Origin of the sequence: Halalkalibacter krulwichiae (assembly GCF_002109385.1) — a bacterium.
Taxonomy (GTDB): Bacteria; Bacillota; Bacilli; order Bacillales; family Bacillaceae_D; genus Halalkalibacter; species Halalkalibacter krulwichiae.
On the sequence record NZ_CP020814.1, the window covers coordinates 2290600 to 2308328 of the forward strand.

At 34.1% G+C, this 17729-nt stretch carries 21 protein-coding genes; 6 read left to right on the forward strand and 15 right to left on the reverse strand.

The features are described from left to right. Nucleotides 1-263 precede the first annotated feature (263 nt). From BkAM31D_RS11460 to lepB, 6 genes are all read right to left on the reverse strand, one after another. Nucleotides 264-1886: a Na/Pi cotransporter family protein gene (locus BkAM31D_RS11460; protein ID WP_066149205.1), complete on the reverse strand. Its 1623-nt coding sequence runs from the start codon at nt 1884-1886 to the stop codon at nt 264-266. Nucleotides 1887-2214: 328 nt separating this feature from the next. After that, nucleotides 2215-2853, reverse strand: coding sequence for a hypothetical protein (locus tag BkAM31D_RS11465; RefSeq protein ID WP_066149207.1), 639 nt, complete (start codon nt 2851-2853; stop codon nt 2215-2217). A gap of 164 nt (nt 2854-3017) precedes the next feature. Continuing rightward, entirely contained in the window at nt 3018-3605 is a 588-nt protein-coding gene (locus BkAM31D_RS24305) for a sensor histidine kinase (protein ID WP_235820225.1), read from the reverse strand. A 60-nt stretch (nt 3606-3665) separates the two neighbouring features. Beyond that, nucleotides 3666-4835 (reverse strand): HAMP domain-containing protein, encoded by a 1170-nt coding sequence (locus BkAM31D_RS24310; RefSeq protein ID WP_257391660.1) that lies wholly within the window; start codon nt 4833-4835, stop codon nt 3666-3668. A gap of 16 nt (nt 4836-4851) precedes the next feature. Continuing rightward, the gene (locus BkAM31D_RS11475) at nt 4852-5853 is read right to left on the reverse strand and encodes a BMP family ABC transporter substrate-binding protein (protein WP_066149209.1); all 1002 of its coding nucleotides are present in this window, start codon (nt 5851-5853) and stop codon (nt 4852-4854) included. 169 nt (nt 5854-6022) lie between these two features. Beyond that, complete coding sequence (lepB, locus tag BkAM31D_RS11480) at nt 6023-6634, reverse strand: signal peptidase I (protein WP_066149210.1); 612 nt, start codon at nt 6632-6634, stop codon at nt 6023-6025. 240 nt (nt 6635-6874) lie between these two features. On the opposite strand from lepB, the gene BkAM31D_RS11485 reads away from it, so the two are divergent. Then, a complete protein-coding gene (locus BkAM31D_RS11485; RefSeq protein WP_066149212.1) occupies nt 6875-7144 on the forward strand; it encodes a hypothetical protein in 270 nt (89 codons plus the stop codon). Nucleotides 7145-7213: 69 nt separating this feature from the next. Here BkAM31D_RS11485 and BkAM31D_RS11490 read toward each other — a convergent pair whose 3' ends face one another. The 3 genes from BkAM31D_RS11490 to BkAM31D_RS11500 form a co-directional block, all read right to left on the reverse strand. Next, complete coding sequence (locus BkAM31D_RS11490) at nt 7214-7477, reverse strand: hypothetical protein (protein WP_066149214.1); 264 nt, start codon at nt 7475-7477, stop codon at nt 7214-7216. A gap of 196 nt (nt 7478-7673) precedes the next feature. After that, entirely contained in the window at nt 7674-9278 is a 1605-nt protein-coding gene (locus tag BkAM31D_RS11495) for an ABC transporter permease (protein WP_066149216.1), read from the reverse strand. Then, nucleotides 9278-10189: an ABC transporter ATP-binding protein gene (locus tag BkAM31D_RS11500; protein WP_066149218.1), complete on the reverse strand. Its 912-nt coding sequence runs from the start codon at nt 10187-10189 to the stop codon at nt 9278-9280. The genes BkAM31D_RS11495 and BkAM31D_RS11500 overlap by 1 nt, the downstream gene beginning before the upstream one ends. Nucleotides 10190-10338: 149 nt before the next feature. Between BkAM31D_RS11500 and BkAM31D_RS11505 the strand changes: the two genes are divergently transcribed. Continuing rightward, complete coding sequence (locus BkAM31D_RS11505; protein ID WP_066149220.1) at nt 10339-10929, forward strand: TetR/AcrR family transcriptional regulator; 591 nt, start codon at nt 10339-10341, stop codon at nt 10927-10929. A 492-nt stretch (nt 10930-11421) separates the two neighbouring features. Further along, nucleotides 11422-11619 (forward strand): cold-shock protein, encoded by a 198-nt coding sequence (locus BkAM31D_RS11510; protein WP_066149223.1) that lies wholly within the window; start codon nt 11422-11424, stop codon nt 11617-11619. Nucleotides 11620-11657: 38 nt separating this feature from the next. Here BkAM31D_RS11510 and BkAM31D_RS11515 read toward each other — a convergent pair whose 3' ends face one another. After that, the gene (locus BkAM31D_RS11515; protein ID WP_084371927.1) at nt 11658-11804 is read right to left on the reverse strand and encodes a YfhD family protein; all 147 of its coding nucleotides are present in this window, start codon (nt 11802-11804) and stop codon (nt 11658-11660) included. Nucleotides 11805-12231: 427 nt separating this feature from the next. On the opposite strand from BkAM31D_RS11515, the gene BkAM31D_RS11520 reads away from it, so the two are divergent. Next, entirely contained in the window at nt 12232-12930 is a 699-nt protein-coding gene (locus tag BkAM31D_RS11520; RefSeq protein WP_066149225.1) for a lytic transglycosylase domain-containing protein, read from the forward strand. Between the two features lie 48 nt (nt 12931-12978). Here BkAM31D_RS11520 and BkAM31D_RS24315 read toward each other — a convergent pair whose 3' ends face one another. The 3 genes from BkAM31D_RS24315 to BkAM31D_RS11530 form a co-directional block, all read right to left on the reverse strand. Further along, nucleotides 12979-13611, reverse strand: coding sequence for an alpha/beta fold hydrolase (locus BkAM31D_RS24315; protein WP_235820232.1), 633 nt, complete (start codon nt 13609-13611; stop codon nt 12979-12981). Between the two features lie 20 nt (nt 13612-13631). Next, on the reverse strand, nt 13632-14015 hold the full coding sequence (locus BkAM31D_RS24320; RefSeq protein WP_235820234.1) for an alpha/beta fold hydrolase: 384 nt from the start codon (nt 14013-14015) through the stop codon (nt 13632-13634). Nucleotides 14016-14164: 149 nt separating this feature from the next. Beyond that, nucleotides 14165-14350, reverse strand: coding sequence for a YqaE/Pmp3 family membrane protein (locus BkAM31D_RS11530; protein WP_066149228.1), 186 nt, complete (start codon nt 14348-14350; stop codon nt 14165-14167). Between the two features lie 153 nt (nt 14351-14503). On the opposite strand from BkAM31D_RS11530, the gene BkAM31D_RS11535 reads away from it, so the two are divergent. Both BkAM31D_RS11535 and BkAM31D_RS11540 read left to right on the forward strand, forming a co-directional pair. After that, entirely contained in the window at nt 14504-15751 is a 1248-nt protein-coding gene (locus tag BkAM31D_RS11535; protein WP_066149230.1) for a hemolysin family protein, read from the forward strand. 294 nt (nt 15752-16045) lie between these two features. After that, on the forward strand, nt 16046-16495 hold the full coding sequence (locus tag BkAM31D_RS11540) for an Rrf2 family transcriptional regulator (protein WP_066149231.1): 450 nt from the start codon (nt 16046-16048) through the stop codon (nt 16493-16495). Nucleotides 16496-16542: 47 nt separating this feature from the next. On the opposite strand, the gene BkAM31D_RS11545 is transcribed toward BkAM31D_RS11540, so the two are convergent. Further along, complete coding sequence (locus BkAM31D_RS11545) at nt 16543-17145, reverse strand: pyridoxamine 5'-phosphate oxidase family protein (protein WP_066149233.1); 603 nt, start codon at nt 17143-17145, stop codon at nt 16543-16545. 239 nt (nt 17146-17384) lie between these two features. Beyond that, a complete protein-coding gene (locus tag BkAM31D_RS11550) occupies nt 17385-17615 on the reverse strand; it encodes a DUF1450 domain-containing protein (RefSeq protein WP_066149235.1) in 231 nt (76 codons plus the stop codon). Between the last annotated feature and the right edge of the window lie 114 nt (nt 17616-17729).

The window sequence follows — 17729 nt, forward strand, 5'->3', positions numbered from 1 at the left end:
GCGTACTCCTTAAATCTGACTTAAGTGGCTTGTCTTTTTTAAATCTTGATTCGTTCTGAAATCACGACCTATAATACTTACTTCTAGCATACGGTATTTATATCATTTTATGCACGAAGTCAATATATGAACTCTTCCTTGAATTGTTTGATTCTATTATAACAGATTCCTCCATTTAATAAGAACACACGTTCCTGAGATTATCTGTTGATCTTCATTATTAGCATAAACCAACAAAAAGCGGCCATTTGGCCGCTTTTTGTTTACTCTTCACTTAGCACAACTTGTGCAATATTAACAGCATGATCTCCAATTCGTTCAAAGTTGCTGACAATATCTACATAAATGATCCCTGCTGACCCTGTACATTTATTCGCATTTAAACGAGCAATATGTTTCTTTCGTAAATCTCGTTCCATTTTATCAATTTTCTCTTCTTTTTCTAATACCGCTCGTGCCTCAGTCTCATCATTGAGTTCTAGTGCTTTAAATGATTGTTTCACTGTAGAGAGAGTCAAATCAAACATCTCATCTAAATCTGAAACTGCCGAATCAGAAAATTTAACTTTGTTTGCAACTTGTGATTGAACTAACTCCATAATATTTTCCATATGATCACCGATACGCTCTATATCCCGAATCGTATCCATCAATGTTGAATGAAGCTTCGAATCCTCTGAAGATAATGGATGCGAAGAAAGTTTAACTAAATAATCCGTAATTTTTCGGTCTAGATTGTTAATAGCGTCTTCAAATTGCGGAATCAGTTCTCCATGCTTTTTATCTTGTGTTTTTAAATACTCACCAACTGATTCCAAGCCTTTTTCTGATAACTCTGCCATCCGTAAAACTTCTTTCTTCCCTTGACCTAATGCAATGGAAGGCGATTCTCTAATAAAACGCTCATCTAAATGATGGGCTTTATAGTCAATTGCAGAATCTTGTCCTGGAATTATTTTGGTTACAATAATCGCTAATATTGCAATGAAAGGAAGCTGAATTAACGTATTCGAAACGTTAAAAATTCCATGTGCAAAGGCAATAGTCATTTCTGGATTTAACGTTAGCGATTCTTGTAATTTGCCAATAAGGAAAACAAAAGGTCTGAATACTAATAAAACAATAATCGTTCCTATTAAGTTAAATATTACATGTGTTAATGCAGCTCTCCTTGCTGCAATCGATGCCCCTAGTGATGCTAATACGGCTGTAATCGTTGTACCAATGTTGTCTCCAAACAAGACAGGCAATGCTGCTTGCAAATCCATAAGTCCTTGCGAATATAACGTTTGTAATAAACCTATTGATGCAGAAGAACTTTGTACAATAACTGTGAATACAGTACCAATTAAAACACCTAATAAAGCATTATCACTCATGCTCACTGTTAAATCGGCAAAGGCTTGAACTTCTCGTAAAGGTTTCATGGCATCACCCATTAAATTTAACCCATAAAAAAGAGCCCCGAACCCAAAAATAACCTGACCTAAATTGTTTACTTTATTATTCTTGAAGAAAAAGATTAAGAATGTTCCTAACGCAATGATTGGCAAGGCGTAATTAGATATTTTTATACCGATAATGAATGCTGTAACAGTCGTTCCAATATTTGCCCCCATAATAACACCAATTGCTTGTTTTAGCGTCATAAATCCCGCGTTAACTAAACCAATCGTTAAAACTGTTGTACCAGTACTTGTTTGAAGTAGCACTGTTACGACTATACCAGCTAAAACCCCCATTAAAGGATTGGTTGTAAAACGGTCTAAAATATCTCTTAATCGATCACCAGCAGCTTTTTGAAGACCATCTCCCATATATTTAATACCAAATAGGAAGATACCTAAGCCCCCAAGAAACATGAATAAAATTGTTTGTAAATCCATTTCATCAACCCTTCTTTTTGTCTTTTTCGACAAAATTCTACAAAGTGTACATCCCTATCTAAATATAAGAAATTGTTAACGTAATGTAAAGATTTGAATTGTAAAGATATTGTAAAGATATTGTAAACGGCTATTTAATAATAGTGTCTCCTTTTAACAATGTCATTATTAGTTCATTGTCAAATTATGAACTAAACAAAATGTAACATTCAGTAAAGTTAAAAAAGATTTTGCGCCGGAGAATATCACTTTTCTAGAATATTTGAAGCACAAAAAAGCCACTGAAGACTTTTCAACAGTGAGCTTTTTAAAGTGCTATTCAACATAGTTAATTTTCTAGACTATTTATGGAATTCATATGACTAGCAATCATGGCAATAATCGTGCTAGCCTCGTCTTTGCTAAAAATAAAATTAAATTCATCTTTAATCAGGTCATCGTCGTCTGTTCTTACACGATTGATCCGTTGAAGAATGCCATCACCGGTTTCTTGAATGACACCAAATTTATAAGTGATTTCAACATCTTCAGACTCATTTATATAGGCCGTAACCTCAGGTGTTTCCCAGTCTACTTCAAGTGTTTCGTAGCCTTCATCGTCATCATAATCGTATTCGTGATCATCACTGTATTCTAGTGCTTCTTCGTATTCCTCATCATTCATATAGTCATGGAAACTTTCATGAACGGCATCGATAATGTCTTCAATGTCATCTAAAATGGTTCTAGACACAAGGTCAAACTCTATGTCATAGGACTCAATATAAAATTCGTTATTAAATGGATCAAATAAAAGCGTGCAGAAGTAATCTCGTTCGTCTTCATTCATTTCCACAAAGAACTCGATTCGGGGATGCTTTGCAGCTTTATCAATAGACATATGACCTATTTGATCATACTTTTCACAAATAGATTCCAAATTGTCTTGCAGTTCTTCAGTAACTCTATCAAACCAGTCTAATGTCATACATATACGCCCCTTACTGTTATAATCTTCTTTTACCTTTCTACTCTAGTTTGACCGCTTTATACTCTTTTCAACCATAAAAATGAAAATTAGCTTTGTCTGTAGGTTCGGCTTTGGCGAGTGTGTATTAACTTTGACAAACAAAATAAACCTACTTATTTATATTAAGTAGGTTTATTGGATAATGACCGAGGTATTTTTATTAAGAAAATCGTTTCCCCTTCTTTAGAAGAGATTAACCTAATACTCCCGCTGTGATTATCGATAATACGTTGAACAATTGCTAAGCCTAACCCAGTACCTGAATCTTTTGAAGTCGTAAATGGAGTGAAAATAGAGTTCTGAATAGAACCAGGTATTCCCGCTCCATTATCTGAGATATAGATGAGATATTCAGTAGTAGTAAGTTGCGAATAAATGGAAATCTTTCCTATATCTTGAATAGATTCAACACTATTTCGGATCAGGTTATGAAACACTTGCTTTAATTGCTGACTATCCACCATAACCAGCTGTCTGTCTAGCTGAATAGAGAACTCTATCTTTTTATTCTCAGACGAGTGTTTAATTAAAGGAAAGATTTCATCAATAATCTCTTCTATGTACTGTTCTTTAAAATTGGGTTTATTGGGTTTTGCTAATAATAACATTTCTTCAATAATTGCATTTATTCGTTCAAGTTCTTTTAATAAGAGGGAAAGGCGGAACTTTTCTTTTTCTTCATCTGTAAGAGAATCATTCATCAATGTCAAAAATCCATCAATTACCGCTAATGGATTGCGTATTTCATGAGCTGCTCCTGCAGCTAACTCTCATACAAGGGCTAGCTTTTCGGATTGATGTGTTCTTTTCTCTAGATCTTCATTTTCTGTAATATCTATAAAGTAGAAAATTCTACCAATACCGAGTTGATCTTGATTAAGTAATTCAGATTGTGAAATAAGGAAGTATTTCTCTTCACCCGCTAAGCTATAAAATGGAACCTTTTCATTGTGAATCAATTCTTTTGAACGAAGTATTTCCCAAAACCTTTTATTTGGATTATCAGCTTCATTTAATAAAAAAGTAAATTCTTTTTTACTACCTAGCACTTTCTTTGCCAAATTATTTAAAGATACGTCTTCAAATCGATCATCAAACGTAATAATGCCAATCGGCAAAGAGTTTACAATCTGTTCTCTAAAGACCTTATCATTGATAATCGTTTGAAATGAATCTTTTAAACCTTTGGACATCTTATTTATAGAAGAAGTTAGTAGCTGTAACTCAACTTGATTAGGGTGATCTACAGTTAAACCATAATTCCCATTGGCGATATGATCAACTTTTGTTACCATCTGTTCAATTGGCTTTGTTAAGTTCTTACTAAGTTGATAAGCTAGAAAAATTGAAATACTAACCGAGCTTATCGTTAGTAATAGAAGCAACCAAAGTGATTCTTTAATAATGACCGATAGATTGTTAGAATGTTGGTGAAGAGTTTGAAAAGTTGTTTGTTTTGAATTTTCAATTAATCCTCTTACTTCATGTAGCTTTGCCATGTATTCATTATTTAAATAATTCTCTAAAGCAGTTTGATCACTATACTGTATCAAACCAGATACATAACTCAAAATCATAAAATCTAGTAATTCTATCTGCCTATTAATAGACACTAAGGATGGGGGGACATGTTCAAAAGAATGCTCTAATTCTTCAAGAGAACCTGTTTCAAAAGAGAAATACGTCTCCACTAAATCACAACAATAATCATTTTCTATGAAAGACTCAACGATGTATTCTTTCGCTTTCAACTCATTTTCCCAATGTGTAATCCAGATGAGCTCTGGTACATTGTTATGGTTAATTTCAACACTTACTTGATTAACTTGATCGATTGAACGAATGATAATAAAGGCAAAACTACTCAAAATACCTGTTATTAAAAGGAGAACAATCAATATTTTATTACGGAAAGACATGTTCCTACTTAAATTCTTCATCTTCTCCCTCTTTTACTCAATACAAGAACTTTTCATTGTATGCCTCCAACTCATGCTGCATAAATTGGAGTTCTTCTTCAGAAAACATTGGTCCAAATGGTGCTAACTGATAAACTTCATCTTTCTCTGTTAATATACGTGTTCCAGGCTGGAGCCCTTCATCACTATAGAAATCCTTCATAATGGCTACATACGATTGCGAGACATCATTTAATACACTCGTTAACACGATATCCTTAGCCATATAAGCCTGGTCATCCAAGTAACCGATGACGTACACATCGTGTAACTTTGCATATTCTATCACGTCACGATTGAATTCATTTCCTTTTGAATAGATCACGTCTACCCCATCTTCAATTAGCAACTCGACAATCTCAACTGCTTTTCGTCCGTCATCCCGACTATTAACAACTTTATAGAAGAATTCCGCATCTGGATTATAATAATGAAGACCATCCTCAAAACTAGGTACACTTTCTCTAACTCCATAAGCATCAAGTAATGCTACTTTATTGCTGCTTGTTTTTAACGCAGCTGTTAATCCTGCTAGAAATTCGACCTTCCCTTGGTTAAACGTATATACTGACTGGTTTTGATTTTCAGCAGTACCATGGATTGTAACAAAGTGAACATCAGGATGCTTGAGAGATAAAGAAGTAAAAACATCTGAAAATTCACGCCCATGTCCTATAATCAAATGGGCGCCCTTATCAATGGCATTTAAAACAGTTTCTTCTTGTAATTGAATTGTATTTACTTCACTATATAACTCAACATCTACAGGGAACTGCTCCTCTATTTTAAGTTGTCCTTTATAGGCAAGACTTCCCCAACTCTGATCTAATATTTTATCAGAGGTAATAATTGTCACTTTTGTTTTGTCATTATCATATTCTTTACTGATTGCAGATTCATCTAATATGCCACTTGCTTTGAATATAATGGCACTAATAAATCCTAAAAATACAATTGATGTGACAACAGAAATCCATCCAAGTTTATTAAATGGCTGCATAACCATTTCTCCTCTATATTAAGTCTCACATATTATCTTACTTAAAAATAGGAGATAGGTCTACTATTCTTTTATTGTTACCGTCTTTTTTCGACATTTTTCTCATATTGTTCAAACGTGATACAAATAGCTGTACTCTACCTTTTGTATCACGTTCCCAAAAACACTATTATAAGATTCCTATTCTCTCGAATGGGTAGAATCTCAATATTACCTTCCCTACAACATTCTCAATAGGTACAGGACCAATTTCCCTGCTGTCAGAGCTATTATTCCTGTTATCTCCCATTACAAAAACATGTTCTTTTGGTATCACAAACTTCTCATTTTCAACAAGCATCTCTTCTTTAATATAGTCCTCCATTAATATATCTCCGTTACGATAAATACTACCGTCTTTAAACTCAATCGTATCTCCTGCTTCACCGATTACTCGTTTGATCCATATATTACCTTTATTTCGGCTGTTTGAAAAGAATGAAAGAATGGGGCTGTCTAATAACTGATCTTTTATTGTTCTTGTATGATCAACTCTACTATCTATAATAACCATTTCTCCGTATTCTGGTACGTTCCCTAATATGTATGCGCTCTTAAAAACAAGAATACGATCGCCGACTTTATCAGTTTCAAGGAAATCTTCTCCAGCTAAAGTTGGTTCCATTGAACTTCCACTTACTATATATGGTTGAACTAAGAAAATATTAATTGAAATGGCAAATACCAACGCTAAAACAAGGATATTCCCCCATTTTAAATAAGAAATCGTTCTACTCCTCATAACAATCACCTCTCCTCTTCTTTCTATCCACTTTCCGGCAATAATATTCATCTATTAATAATTATGTTAGAAGAGTGCTACTTAGTCTAAAATCAAAGATTTGAGAAATTATAGGCACATCCACTAAGGCAATAATCACTTTTCACGATTTATTATGTGAATGAATAAGCTAAATTAATAGACATATAGCAAAAGAGTAGTTGGAGAGGAAAAAGTCTGTCATTGAAAGGAGGGAACAACATGGCGCGTTATCGAAAAAAACCTATAATTGTAGAGGCTGTAATACTTTCTAGAACGATTACAATTGAAACTCCTGAAGGGTCAGTGAAAGGCTTTAGGGGAGATTATCTTATTACAGAATCAGATGGAAATCAATTTCTGTGTAAAGCGGATCAGTTTGAGAGTGAATATGAAAGAATAAGAGATGGAAGGGACGTTACGACATTTATAAAAAGGTGTTTGTGGAAAGTCAAAAACACATCAAAAGACTTTTTTGTTAAAGCAAAATAAGATATATAAATAATATAAATGGCTTCTAAGCAACCCTTCTTTTTGGTTGCTTAGAAGAAATATATCTTGCTATTTCAAAACAGCAATCAGAAAACTAATCACAAGTAATGAAAGCGAACCTACTAACAACGGGCTTAGTTCTACAAGCTTCGCCCCATTCTTCGGTACGTAATTCCCTAATGTTTTCATTGCTAAATGGGCTTCAGTTGCAGTTCCTGAAGTAGAAAATAAGAGAGAAATGGCACCTACAAAAAAAGCAACATTTATCCAAGTTAGATCAAAAAAGAACGCTATGATAAAACTTATAATACATAATGCCACTACGACTAACATAGTCATCCAAAGGAATTGTTTAATCCTGCTCACCTCTTTCCAATGATCTATTTTAGTAATAAAACATTAGCATGTAAAGGTGTATCCTTTAAGAAAAACTCATTTATTCCACATACATATAGACTTCTAAAAATGCCCAATAGATTAGCTTCTTTTACTTTTTTTCGGACAACCCTGAATCTTAAGAAACTAGATGTTAGGATAAGAGATCACGTTTTTTATAACTGAATAGTCCAAGGATCATTGCTGCAATAGAGAGACAAATTAAGATGGAAAGACTGACAAAGTTACTCTCTTCTACTGGTACCTGAGGGACATGACCATAAGGAGAGAGATTTCCCATCCATTCAGGAAACTGCAAGAGGCCACCTAAATAAACAACGAGAAATGAGTAGCCTAAATAGAGCCAGATTACATTCGTTAAACGGGGGAAGAAACCTATTAACAGAACAGTTAAGTTGATCATAAGCCAAATTGCAGGCAAGTATACAATGGCAGATTCAACCAGCAAAATAAATGACAGAGGTTCATCCATTACAGTAGAGGTAGCTAACCATAAGCCAAATACAGCTAGTATTAGCATGACAACTCCCGAAATGACTGAAAGAGCAAGATAACTTCCCATTAATTTGATTCGAGATATCGTTCGGACTAATAAATGATCTATTCTGCCTTTAGTTTCTTCTCCTTTAAGTTTCAACATAAACATAAGAGATGGCACTGTACAGATCATAGCTATAACCGACATGAGCATCGTTAAAAACTGCTCCGTTAGTGTTAACCCTTCTATTGGGGCTAACATTTGACTTAACAGTTCATTATTTAAAAAGAAATCTTCCAGGTCACCAAAGACCGAACCATATGATGCCCCCAAGACAAACATACCTAATGCCCAAGCTATGATTCCTGTCCTTTGAAGTCTAAATGCTAACCCGAAAGGATTTTTCAACATCCGTGATGCATGCTTTTTTCCTGGTTTTGCAGGCAATATCCCTGAACCTAGATCACGAAGTGCGTGCAAATAAAGAGTGATTCCAACAATTATTATAGCTCCAGCTAACTTGAGAAGGAGCGGCCACCAATAGTTATTTACGTACACTTCAGTCTTTAATACCCAGCCTAATGGAGATAGCCACGAAAGTGTTTCAACGTTTACATCTCCAATTGCCCTGATTACATACGCTCCACCTAGCACAGCAAATGTATAACCTATTGCTCCTCGAGAATTTTCTGCAAGCTGTGCAAATAAGGCTGCAACAGCGGAGAAAAAAATACCAGTAACCCCTAATGCCGCTCCATATAGAAGAGAATCAAATAGATAGAGCCCTTCAATTTGTAAACTATACAACCCAAATCCAATGATGAGAGATAATAGAATATTTGTAGAAAATAATACGATCATTGCTGCACTTACGTTGGAAAGACGTCCGACAGGCAAAGATCTTATTAATTCGATTCTTCCTTCTTCTTCATCTAAACGTGTATGACGAACAACAAGGAGGATACTCATGATTGCAACGATTATGGCCGTAAATAACAACATTTGATGAGCAAGCATTGGACCAGTTGTATATTCATCTAATCCATATCCAGGTCCAACCATTGCCGTCATCGCTGGGTTCCTCATCGTTTCTGCTATAGCTTGCCTTTCTTGTTCATTTTGGTATAAATCAGTGAAAGAAACAGCTGTTATCATTGTGAGCAACAAAATTAAAAATAACCAAGTTGAAATTCGAATCCAATCACGACGAATCATAAAGCGGACGATTTTTCCTGTTTGGCTGAATAAATGGTTCCACATTACAATTCACCTCCAACTCCTTTATTCTGATCATTCATTTCATAATGGCGCATGAATAAATCCTCTAGTGTAGGGGGTGCACTTTCAAGCTTGACTAATCCAAATTGACTAATATATTTCATGATAGCATCGAGATCATTGGCTTCAACCTGAAAGGATAGAGTCTGACCTGTTTGCTTTAAATCATATATACCATGAATTTGAGTTAAACCAGCAATCGGCTGCTTCGTCTCTACGGTTAAACTAGTTCTCGTTAAATGACGAAGTTCTTTTAATGAGCCAGTCTCAATTATCCTTCCTTCTCTAATGATTCCGACCGTATCACAAAGCCTTTCTACTTCTGATAAAATATGACTTGATAGAAGAACACTTTTCCCAGCACTTTTTGCCTCAAGTACACAATCTTGAAACACTTTCTCCATTAACGGGTCTAGTCCTGATGTAGGCTCATCTAATATATATAAATCTGCATTTGAAGCAAACGCTGAGATTAAGGCTACCTTTTGACGGTTTCCTTTCGAGTAAGTACGACATTTTTTTGTAGGATCTAGATTAAATTTCTCAATCAATTCATCTCGACGTGGACGAGCAGAATCTCCGCGCAAGCCCATAAATAAATCAATCACTTCTCCTCCAGTCAAGTTTGGCCAAAGATTTACATCTCCAGGTACATAAGCTAATTTTTTATGAATTTCAACAGCATTAAGCCAGGCATCTTTACCAAAAATCGTCGCTTCCCCTTCTGTTGCTTTTAAGATGCCTAACAAAATACGAATCGTTGTCGACTTTCCGGCACCATTTGGACCGATAAATCCAAATACTTCCCCTTTTCTTACTTTTATATCTACATTACTTAAAGCGGTAAGCTTCCCAAAGCGTTTTGTTAGATTGTTAGTTTCGATCATCAACATATTAGATCCTCTCTCTAACCCAAGGTTTTGAAATATTTTAACTTATAAAGTTCATAATATACAACACGATACAATTTGACAACAGGTTATGAACTCTTTTATTTGTTTTAATACATAATTTTCATTAAAATAATAGTGAGGTGAAAAATGTGGACGGGTTTCAACGGCGAAAAGAACAAAAAAAACGAAATATTTTAGACGCAGCTACTGCTTTGTTTATGACATATGGGATTCAAAAGGTTTCTATTTCTGAAATTGCGAAAGAAGCAAATGTATCCCAAGTGACTATCTATAACTATTTTGAGAATAAACACACGTTAATACATGAAGTGTTTATCTACTATGTCGATAAAGCGCTAAGCGATTTTGAACAAGTTGTACATAGTGACATCTCTTTCCCTGAGAAATTAAAGCAAATCATATTTACAAAAAGAGAAGTCGCTCAGCAAATCCATGAAGAGTTTTATCATTATTTAATGAAGGAATATTCAAAAGAGGGAAATTATATAGACAAAATTTATGAGGAAAAGACAATCCCCATTTTTACAAAGCTGTTTCAAGAAGGCATGGAGCAAGGTTATGTTGACCCTACTCTTTCGCAAGAAGCGATTCTTTTTTACATTCAGATGTTAAAAGACTATATACAAAAGGAAGAGATCTATAAAAAGATCCTTCCATTAACAGAAGAAATTACGAGTATTTTCTTCTATGGAATTGTTGGAAAGAAAGAGAATGAATAACTCTCAATAATTTTAAGGAATTTATTTCAACTCTTCACCTCTAAGACCATTACTAGTCAAACAAGCGGTTTCTTTCCCCTCAAACTTATGAGATACTTAATAAAATACCATAAAGGAAGTGGGAACTAACTTGAAAAATAAAAATAAATATGTGTCAAATCAAAAGGTGCGTCTTAAAGCTACAGGTGAAACGATCACGATAAATAAACATAGCTATGTCCCAAATATGAAAAGATTTTCTTACACATGCTTGGAATACCCAAGTACATTCTATTTTGAGGAAGAATTAGAAGATCTTCAACCTTAACTTGAATTTTTTTCAAATTAACCTTGCAATTACCTATCTTTACTGATATGATAAGTATAATTATTTTTGTTCGATAGTACTGATAGAGTAAAGACTTTCTTAATTAAGTGGTTTTGTCTTGATGGATTATTCATGAGCAAGGATAGTAATAATTTTTGTGGGTAATCCACGTTGGAGGCAATATCATGACACAAGGTACAGTAAAATGGTTTAATGCAGAAAAAGGTTTCGGATTTATTGAAGTTGAAGGAAGCGACGATGTATTCGTACACTTCTCTGCTATTCAAGGTGAAGGTTTCAAATCATTAGAAGAAGGTCAAACTGTAACATTTGAAATCGAGCAAGGTGCTCGTGGACCACAAGCTGCTAACGTTCAAAAGTAATGAACGTTATAAAGGACTCTCAAATGAGAGTCCTTTTTTTATTTATTTTTCTTTTTTCGTCCTTTTGTTGCTCGTTGGTCAGCCGCTTCCATTCGTGCCATTGCTTCTTGATCTTCGGAATCAGCTAGCTCTTCAGAATATTCTACATCATCAAATTTACCTTGTATTTTTTTCTTCTTTCCCATTTTTAACGCTCCTTTGATTGTTTATTTCAGCTAACAAATGTTAGACCTAAGTTTAATATGAGCGTTTTTATGATTACAATGAATTGAAATTTTTGGTTTTACTTCTTCAACTTCACTTGAAAATTTCTCTTTTTAATAAGCTTTCTTTTGAAATTATTCTGTATGTCAATTACACATTTTGGAACTTATTTTATAATTTTTAACATTATAGGAAAATTCACTCAGTGTTTTTCATGGGAAACAGAGCTGTAAGGAGCAGAACGGTGATAAATGAATAAGAAATGCCGTTAGGGTTATTACATCAGTATGTATCTAAGAATATATCTTTAAATCCCTCTATTCAATAATTGTGTTTTAGTGTTAGCTTCGTTACGATGTAAAGCATTGAACGTTCGAAGCAACGTTAACTATATTAGGAGGTACAGAGATGAAAAAGAAAACCATTATCCTCATCACAGTCCTTTCTTCCATGGCTGGTTTTTTCTTATTACAAAACATTAATTTATCAAAGCAAATAGAAGAAGCGAAAAAGTTTGAAGAAGTTCAAAAAGTGAATCAAAACATGCAGGAAATGCAAGGGTACTTTGCGAGTAAGTTAGTTTCTGTTGATTTCGATAAAAACTATGATTCTTGGGTAACATCAATGGATGTAGCTGATCAGCTGCACGAAGATAGTGATGGGAATTTCAAAAAAGAATGGGGTTTATTTTTAGCTGAATTATCTCAACAACATGAAATTGACCCCTTTATCGTTTATGAATTGTTAAAAACAGAAACAGGAGGCACATTCGACCCCACTCTTGTCGGTCCAGAGACACGCTTTGGTCACGCTTATGGGTTAGCTCAGTTTATGAAAAATACCGCCCCTTGGATTGCTGACATGGCTGATTTACCCTATAATGATGAATTATTATTCGACCCACTCTATTCCATTCAGCTATCGGTAACGTATTTAGATTTTCTTTATAATAAGTACAATGATTGGGATCATGCATTAACCGCTTATCATCGCGGGATGGGCGGATTAGAAACGTATCTCGGTGAAAATGGACATGCTAAAAGTGCTTATGCGGTCGAGATACAAGATGGTGCGAAGCAATTTGATTTAATTGCATATAATAAATAATGAAAGGATGACTAGAAGGTTCAAGGCTTTCTATGTCATCCTTTCTTTTCACTTTACATATTTTAATTCTTCAATTAATACAGATTCTATTTTCTTTGTATCATCTGGGTGAAATATATGTGCTGATTTATCCATCCATAAGAATCGCTTACCCATTCTTGCATCTATTTCATTATAAAATGTCTCAACTAACTTGCTACTGACATGAAAATCATGTTTGCCGTGAATAAACGTAATCGGTACCTCTACTTTCTTTACCATCGTCAAAAAATCGATATTAGGTAACTCATTTATAAAATCAATTGTATAGATTAATTTGAAACCTTTATAAAAAGAGTTATATATATCTTTAAGAGAATAATCTTTAGAGCTTATTAACACCTTTATTACAGATAAGTACCCAGGGTGTTTCACACCCTTCTTTGCATCTGAGTAAATCATTGAATTGAATCGAGCTTGCCATTTTCTTAATATCCCCCATTGTTCAAAGCTTTCTACAAAAGGAGGTTGACCGACCTCCGTTAATTCTTCTAATGCTTTTTTATGATTTCTTTTTTTAGCTTGGCCTTTGGCCCATGTTAGAGCTAGGCGATCATTCTCAACCCAATTAATTATTTGCGAAACGCCTATATACGAGTGATACTTTTCCGGATATAAATGTATTAATTGTAGACCAATCACTGATCCCCAGGAATGACCAATTAAAAAGATTTTTTTTGGTTAAACTTTTTTCTTAAATACTCTGTTATTTCATTGGCATCGTTAATAAATTGAGTAATATTCATCGTCTCACTGTTAATTACCTTACTATAGGACTTCCCAGTGCCTCGCTGATCCCAAAATACAATAGTAAATTTCTTAACAAGTTCTTTTGTATTCGACACAATCGTGTAATCCACTCCTCGACATGAGACACCTGGTAAAGGCATTGATGGACCCCCGTGTAAGAATAACAAAATAGGATTGTCTTTTCGTTCTCCTTGAATGAGAAGAGCTTGGTCAATACCACCAATTTGAATCTTCTCTACGACGCTAATTCCTTTATCTGAAACCAAGAAATCTGTTTTTTTTAGGGAGAACCCCATCTTTATCCCGCCCTCTTTAATACTTTATTCCTATACTACATAATTAAAAATAGTACTCTTTATCCTAAAATATGTATAGGAAATCCAAAAGTAGGTCTTTAGTACCGAATACAAGAAAGACTAAAGAGTGGTGATTGTTTTTTTTATTTTTACCCTCTGTTGCCATATTTCTTTGCTCTTCTATCTGCTTTTTTATCAGCTACGATAAAACATGCATGGATGGCTCCTGGCAACCAAAAGAACATGGTTAAAATTAAGTTCAAAACTGCTTGGAAAGGTCGGCCAGCTAACAATACTGCCAGCGGTGGTAATAAAACAGCGATTAAATACATCATTACACTCACCTCAATATTCTTTCGTTTAAACTCATTCTAAGTTTACTTAACAGATGGCTAATTGTCACGAAGCTGCTTCATCTAAATTTCTATTTATATTTCGTCTCTTTATAGGGGAACCTTCTTAATAAAGCTGAGTTAGGAGGGCTTATCTTGAATGAAATTCCAACAACACTTGTTTTATTGCTAGTTTTTTTACTCTTTTTATCTGCCTTCTTTTCATCTGCAGAAACAGCTTTTTCAAGTGTAAACAAAATTAGGTTAAAGAACTATTCAGACGAGGGCAGAAAAGGAGCAAAAAGATCTTTAGCTATTGCTTCTAACTTTGATGAAGCACTTTCCACAATTTTAGTTGGAAATAATTTAGTGAACATAGCTGCAGCTACCCTTTCTTCTCAATTAGCTATACAACTCTTCGGGCCTAACTTAGGTGTCTTTATAAGTACTTTTGTTGTCACTATACTCGTTTTAATTTTTGGTGAAATTCTCCCAAAATCTTTTGCAAAAGAGTTCGCGGAAACATATAGTTTGAAAATTTCTGGTGTATTATTTCTATTAATGCAGATCTTTAAACCAGTTACTTGGGCTTTTATTCAAATACGAAAAGCTGTTTCAAAATTAATCAGGCCCAAAGCTAACGTCCCCTCATTGACTGAGGAAGAATTAAAAGTCATGATCGATATTAGTGAAGAAGAAGGAGTCATTGAACAACATGAAAGAGAGCTAGTTCATCGCTCTTTAGAATTTAATGATATTATTGTCGCTGAAATTTTAAAACCTCGTACGGATATCATTGCCATTAATAGTAAAAGCACAATTGAAGAAATTAAGGAAGTTTATTTTCGAGAGCGCTACTCACGGATTCCTGTATACGAAGGACACATTGATAATATTATTGGAATTCTTTCCGAAAAAGACTTTCTCACATCATTAGTAAAAAATGAACATGCTGAGATAAACATTCAGTCATTAATAAGGGACCCTTTATTCGTTGTGGAGTCGATGAGAGTATCAAACCTGTTGCCGCAATTACAAAAACAAAAAACACATATGGCAATTGTCGTTGACGAATATGGTGGAACTGCTGGACTGATTACGTTAGAGGATATTCTGGAAGAGATCGTAGGTGAAATTTGGGATGAACATGATGAAACGATTAAGTTATTAAAACAAGTCGATCCCTCTACGTACATAATTTCTGCTGATTACCCTCTTGATGATTTCGCTAGACTCACAAAAATTGAGTTGCCTGATTCAAGCTATCACACATTAGGAGGATGGTTAATGGAGCTTTTCCAGAGATTACCTCATAAAGGTGAACAAATTTCCTATGAACATATTACGCTTGAAGTTGATGAAACTGACGAAAAACGTTTACGTCAGATCAAAGTTGTCATGTAAGCAATTTTCTAATTCACTTTGTTTTTTTGCTAAGGAATGTATGAATAGTACTCTAAAACTATTCATACATTCCTTACTAATTTATACATACCTTTTTCATCGACTGAATTTTTTTCTACACACTGATATCTTTATTTTACAAAAGTAATATAATCTTACATACTTTTTGATGATAACCAAAATAATCGAAGGCTTTCCTAAAGACCTTTCGTCTTTTTTGCTGTATGATTAAAGGGTAATAATAATTAAATACAGGCTCTATGATCAAACGTTTTATGAATTGAGGTGATGATTTTGCATCTTACCAGTTATACTGATTATGCTCTTAGAACTCTTATTTACTTAGGGACTCAAAAAAATGATAATACGCTAGCAAGAATTAAAGAAATATCAGAAATCTATAAAGTTTCTACTAACCATATGAGTAAAGTTGTCTATGAATTAGGACAAATAGGTTTGATTTCAACAGTTCGTGGAAAAAATGGCGGAATTAAATTAGCTAAAGATCCTGCAGATATTAATATAGGTGCAGTTGTACGTAAAACAGAAAACTTACATATCGTAGAGTGCTTTGATAAAGAAAATAATATGTGCATCATAAGTCCTGCATGTAACCTGAAGTTCACTTTAAACAAAGCTCTTCAAGCCTACTTATCTGTCCTGGATCAATATACACTTGCTGATGTCATTTCAAACTCTGATGAACTACTCGATATTTTCCGCTCACATGATAGACAAGTTTAAAGAAAGAAGGCTGATTGAGAGGATTAAATCCTCTCAATCAACCAGCGTTAGAGTTGTATTTCTTCCTTTCTTTTCGTTTGTTTAACATTAAAAAAATCTCCTCCTGATAGTTGCACTTCTCCCTCCTTATCTTTTTTCAATTTAGGAATATTTTTCGAACAATGGATAAAAGCTTCTTTAATCTCAATAATGACCCACCTTGTAGCTTTCTTCCCCTCTTCTATTCGTATGTCCATTCTTTGTTCTTCTGAGAGATTAAGGGCGTCTAATTCTTCATTCTCGTAGATATACGCTTTGCCATTAACATGCAAACCAATTCTGTGCTCAATGAAATCGATAAACATTAAACCTATATTCGGGTTTTCTATCATATTTCCCATACTAGCCATTACGCCATTTCCTCGATATTCTGGATACATAAGCGTCGATTGATTAAGGATTTTTACAAACCCTCGTGGTCCTGACCTAAAGGAAGAGTCACAGTTTCCTTTTTGATCTGAAGTCGAGATAAAAACCATTTCTTGATTCTTAATGAATTCTTGCATAAATACATTAACATGATCTAACATTTGATTGTCATAAAAAGCTTTAGCACGCTTTGTAGTTTGATACTTTTCTTGCAAGACCTGTTCTCCTGTCATTTTAGGCATAGTCCAAACCCCTTTTCACTACCGGTATAGGTTTAACTAAGTATTATTTTTATTTTAGCTGAAAATTCAAATTTTAGTTGATTCCTTGTGAGGTTTTCTAACAAGCTTAAAAAGGCGTTGTTTCAAAAGGGCTTTTCTGGCCTTTTGAAACAACGCCTTTTTTTAATTGACAATGTTATCGTTATGCTTCTATGCTTTTACATTCTAATCCTAGCGCTCTTTATTAACTTGGAATTTAGCTATACGGTTTTCTTTAAGATCTTCTTGTTCAGTTTTCTATATAACTCATCATTCGAATCACATTTAACTACTTTTCCATCGACCAGAGAGAAGGGACACTCTTTACATGTTTTGCATTTCCCTAAACATCCTTTTCTCTTAATCTTTAAATCAGGATAAGACGATTTTAACGTTTTATATAGTTTCTTAGTTTTAAAGTCATTTTCTTTACAGAAATAGATCTTATCCATCTGTTGCACCTCTTAATTAATTGATAATTATAATCATTTTCATTTTATCAAAAACGAAGTGAACAGTAAATGTTTAATAGTAACATTTTAGGTCATAAACTGAATACTAGGACT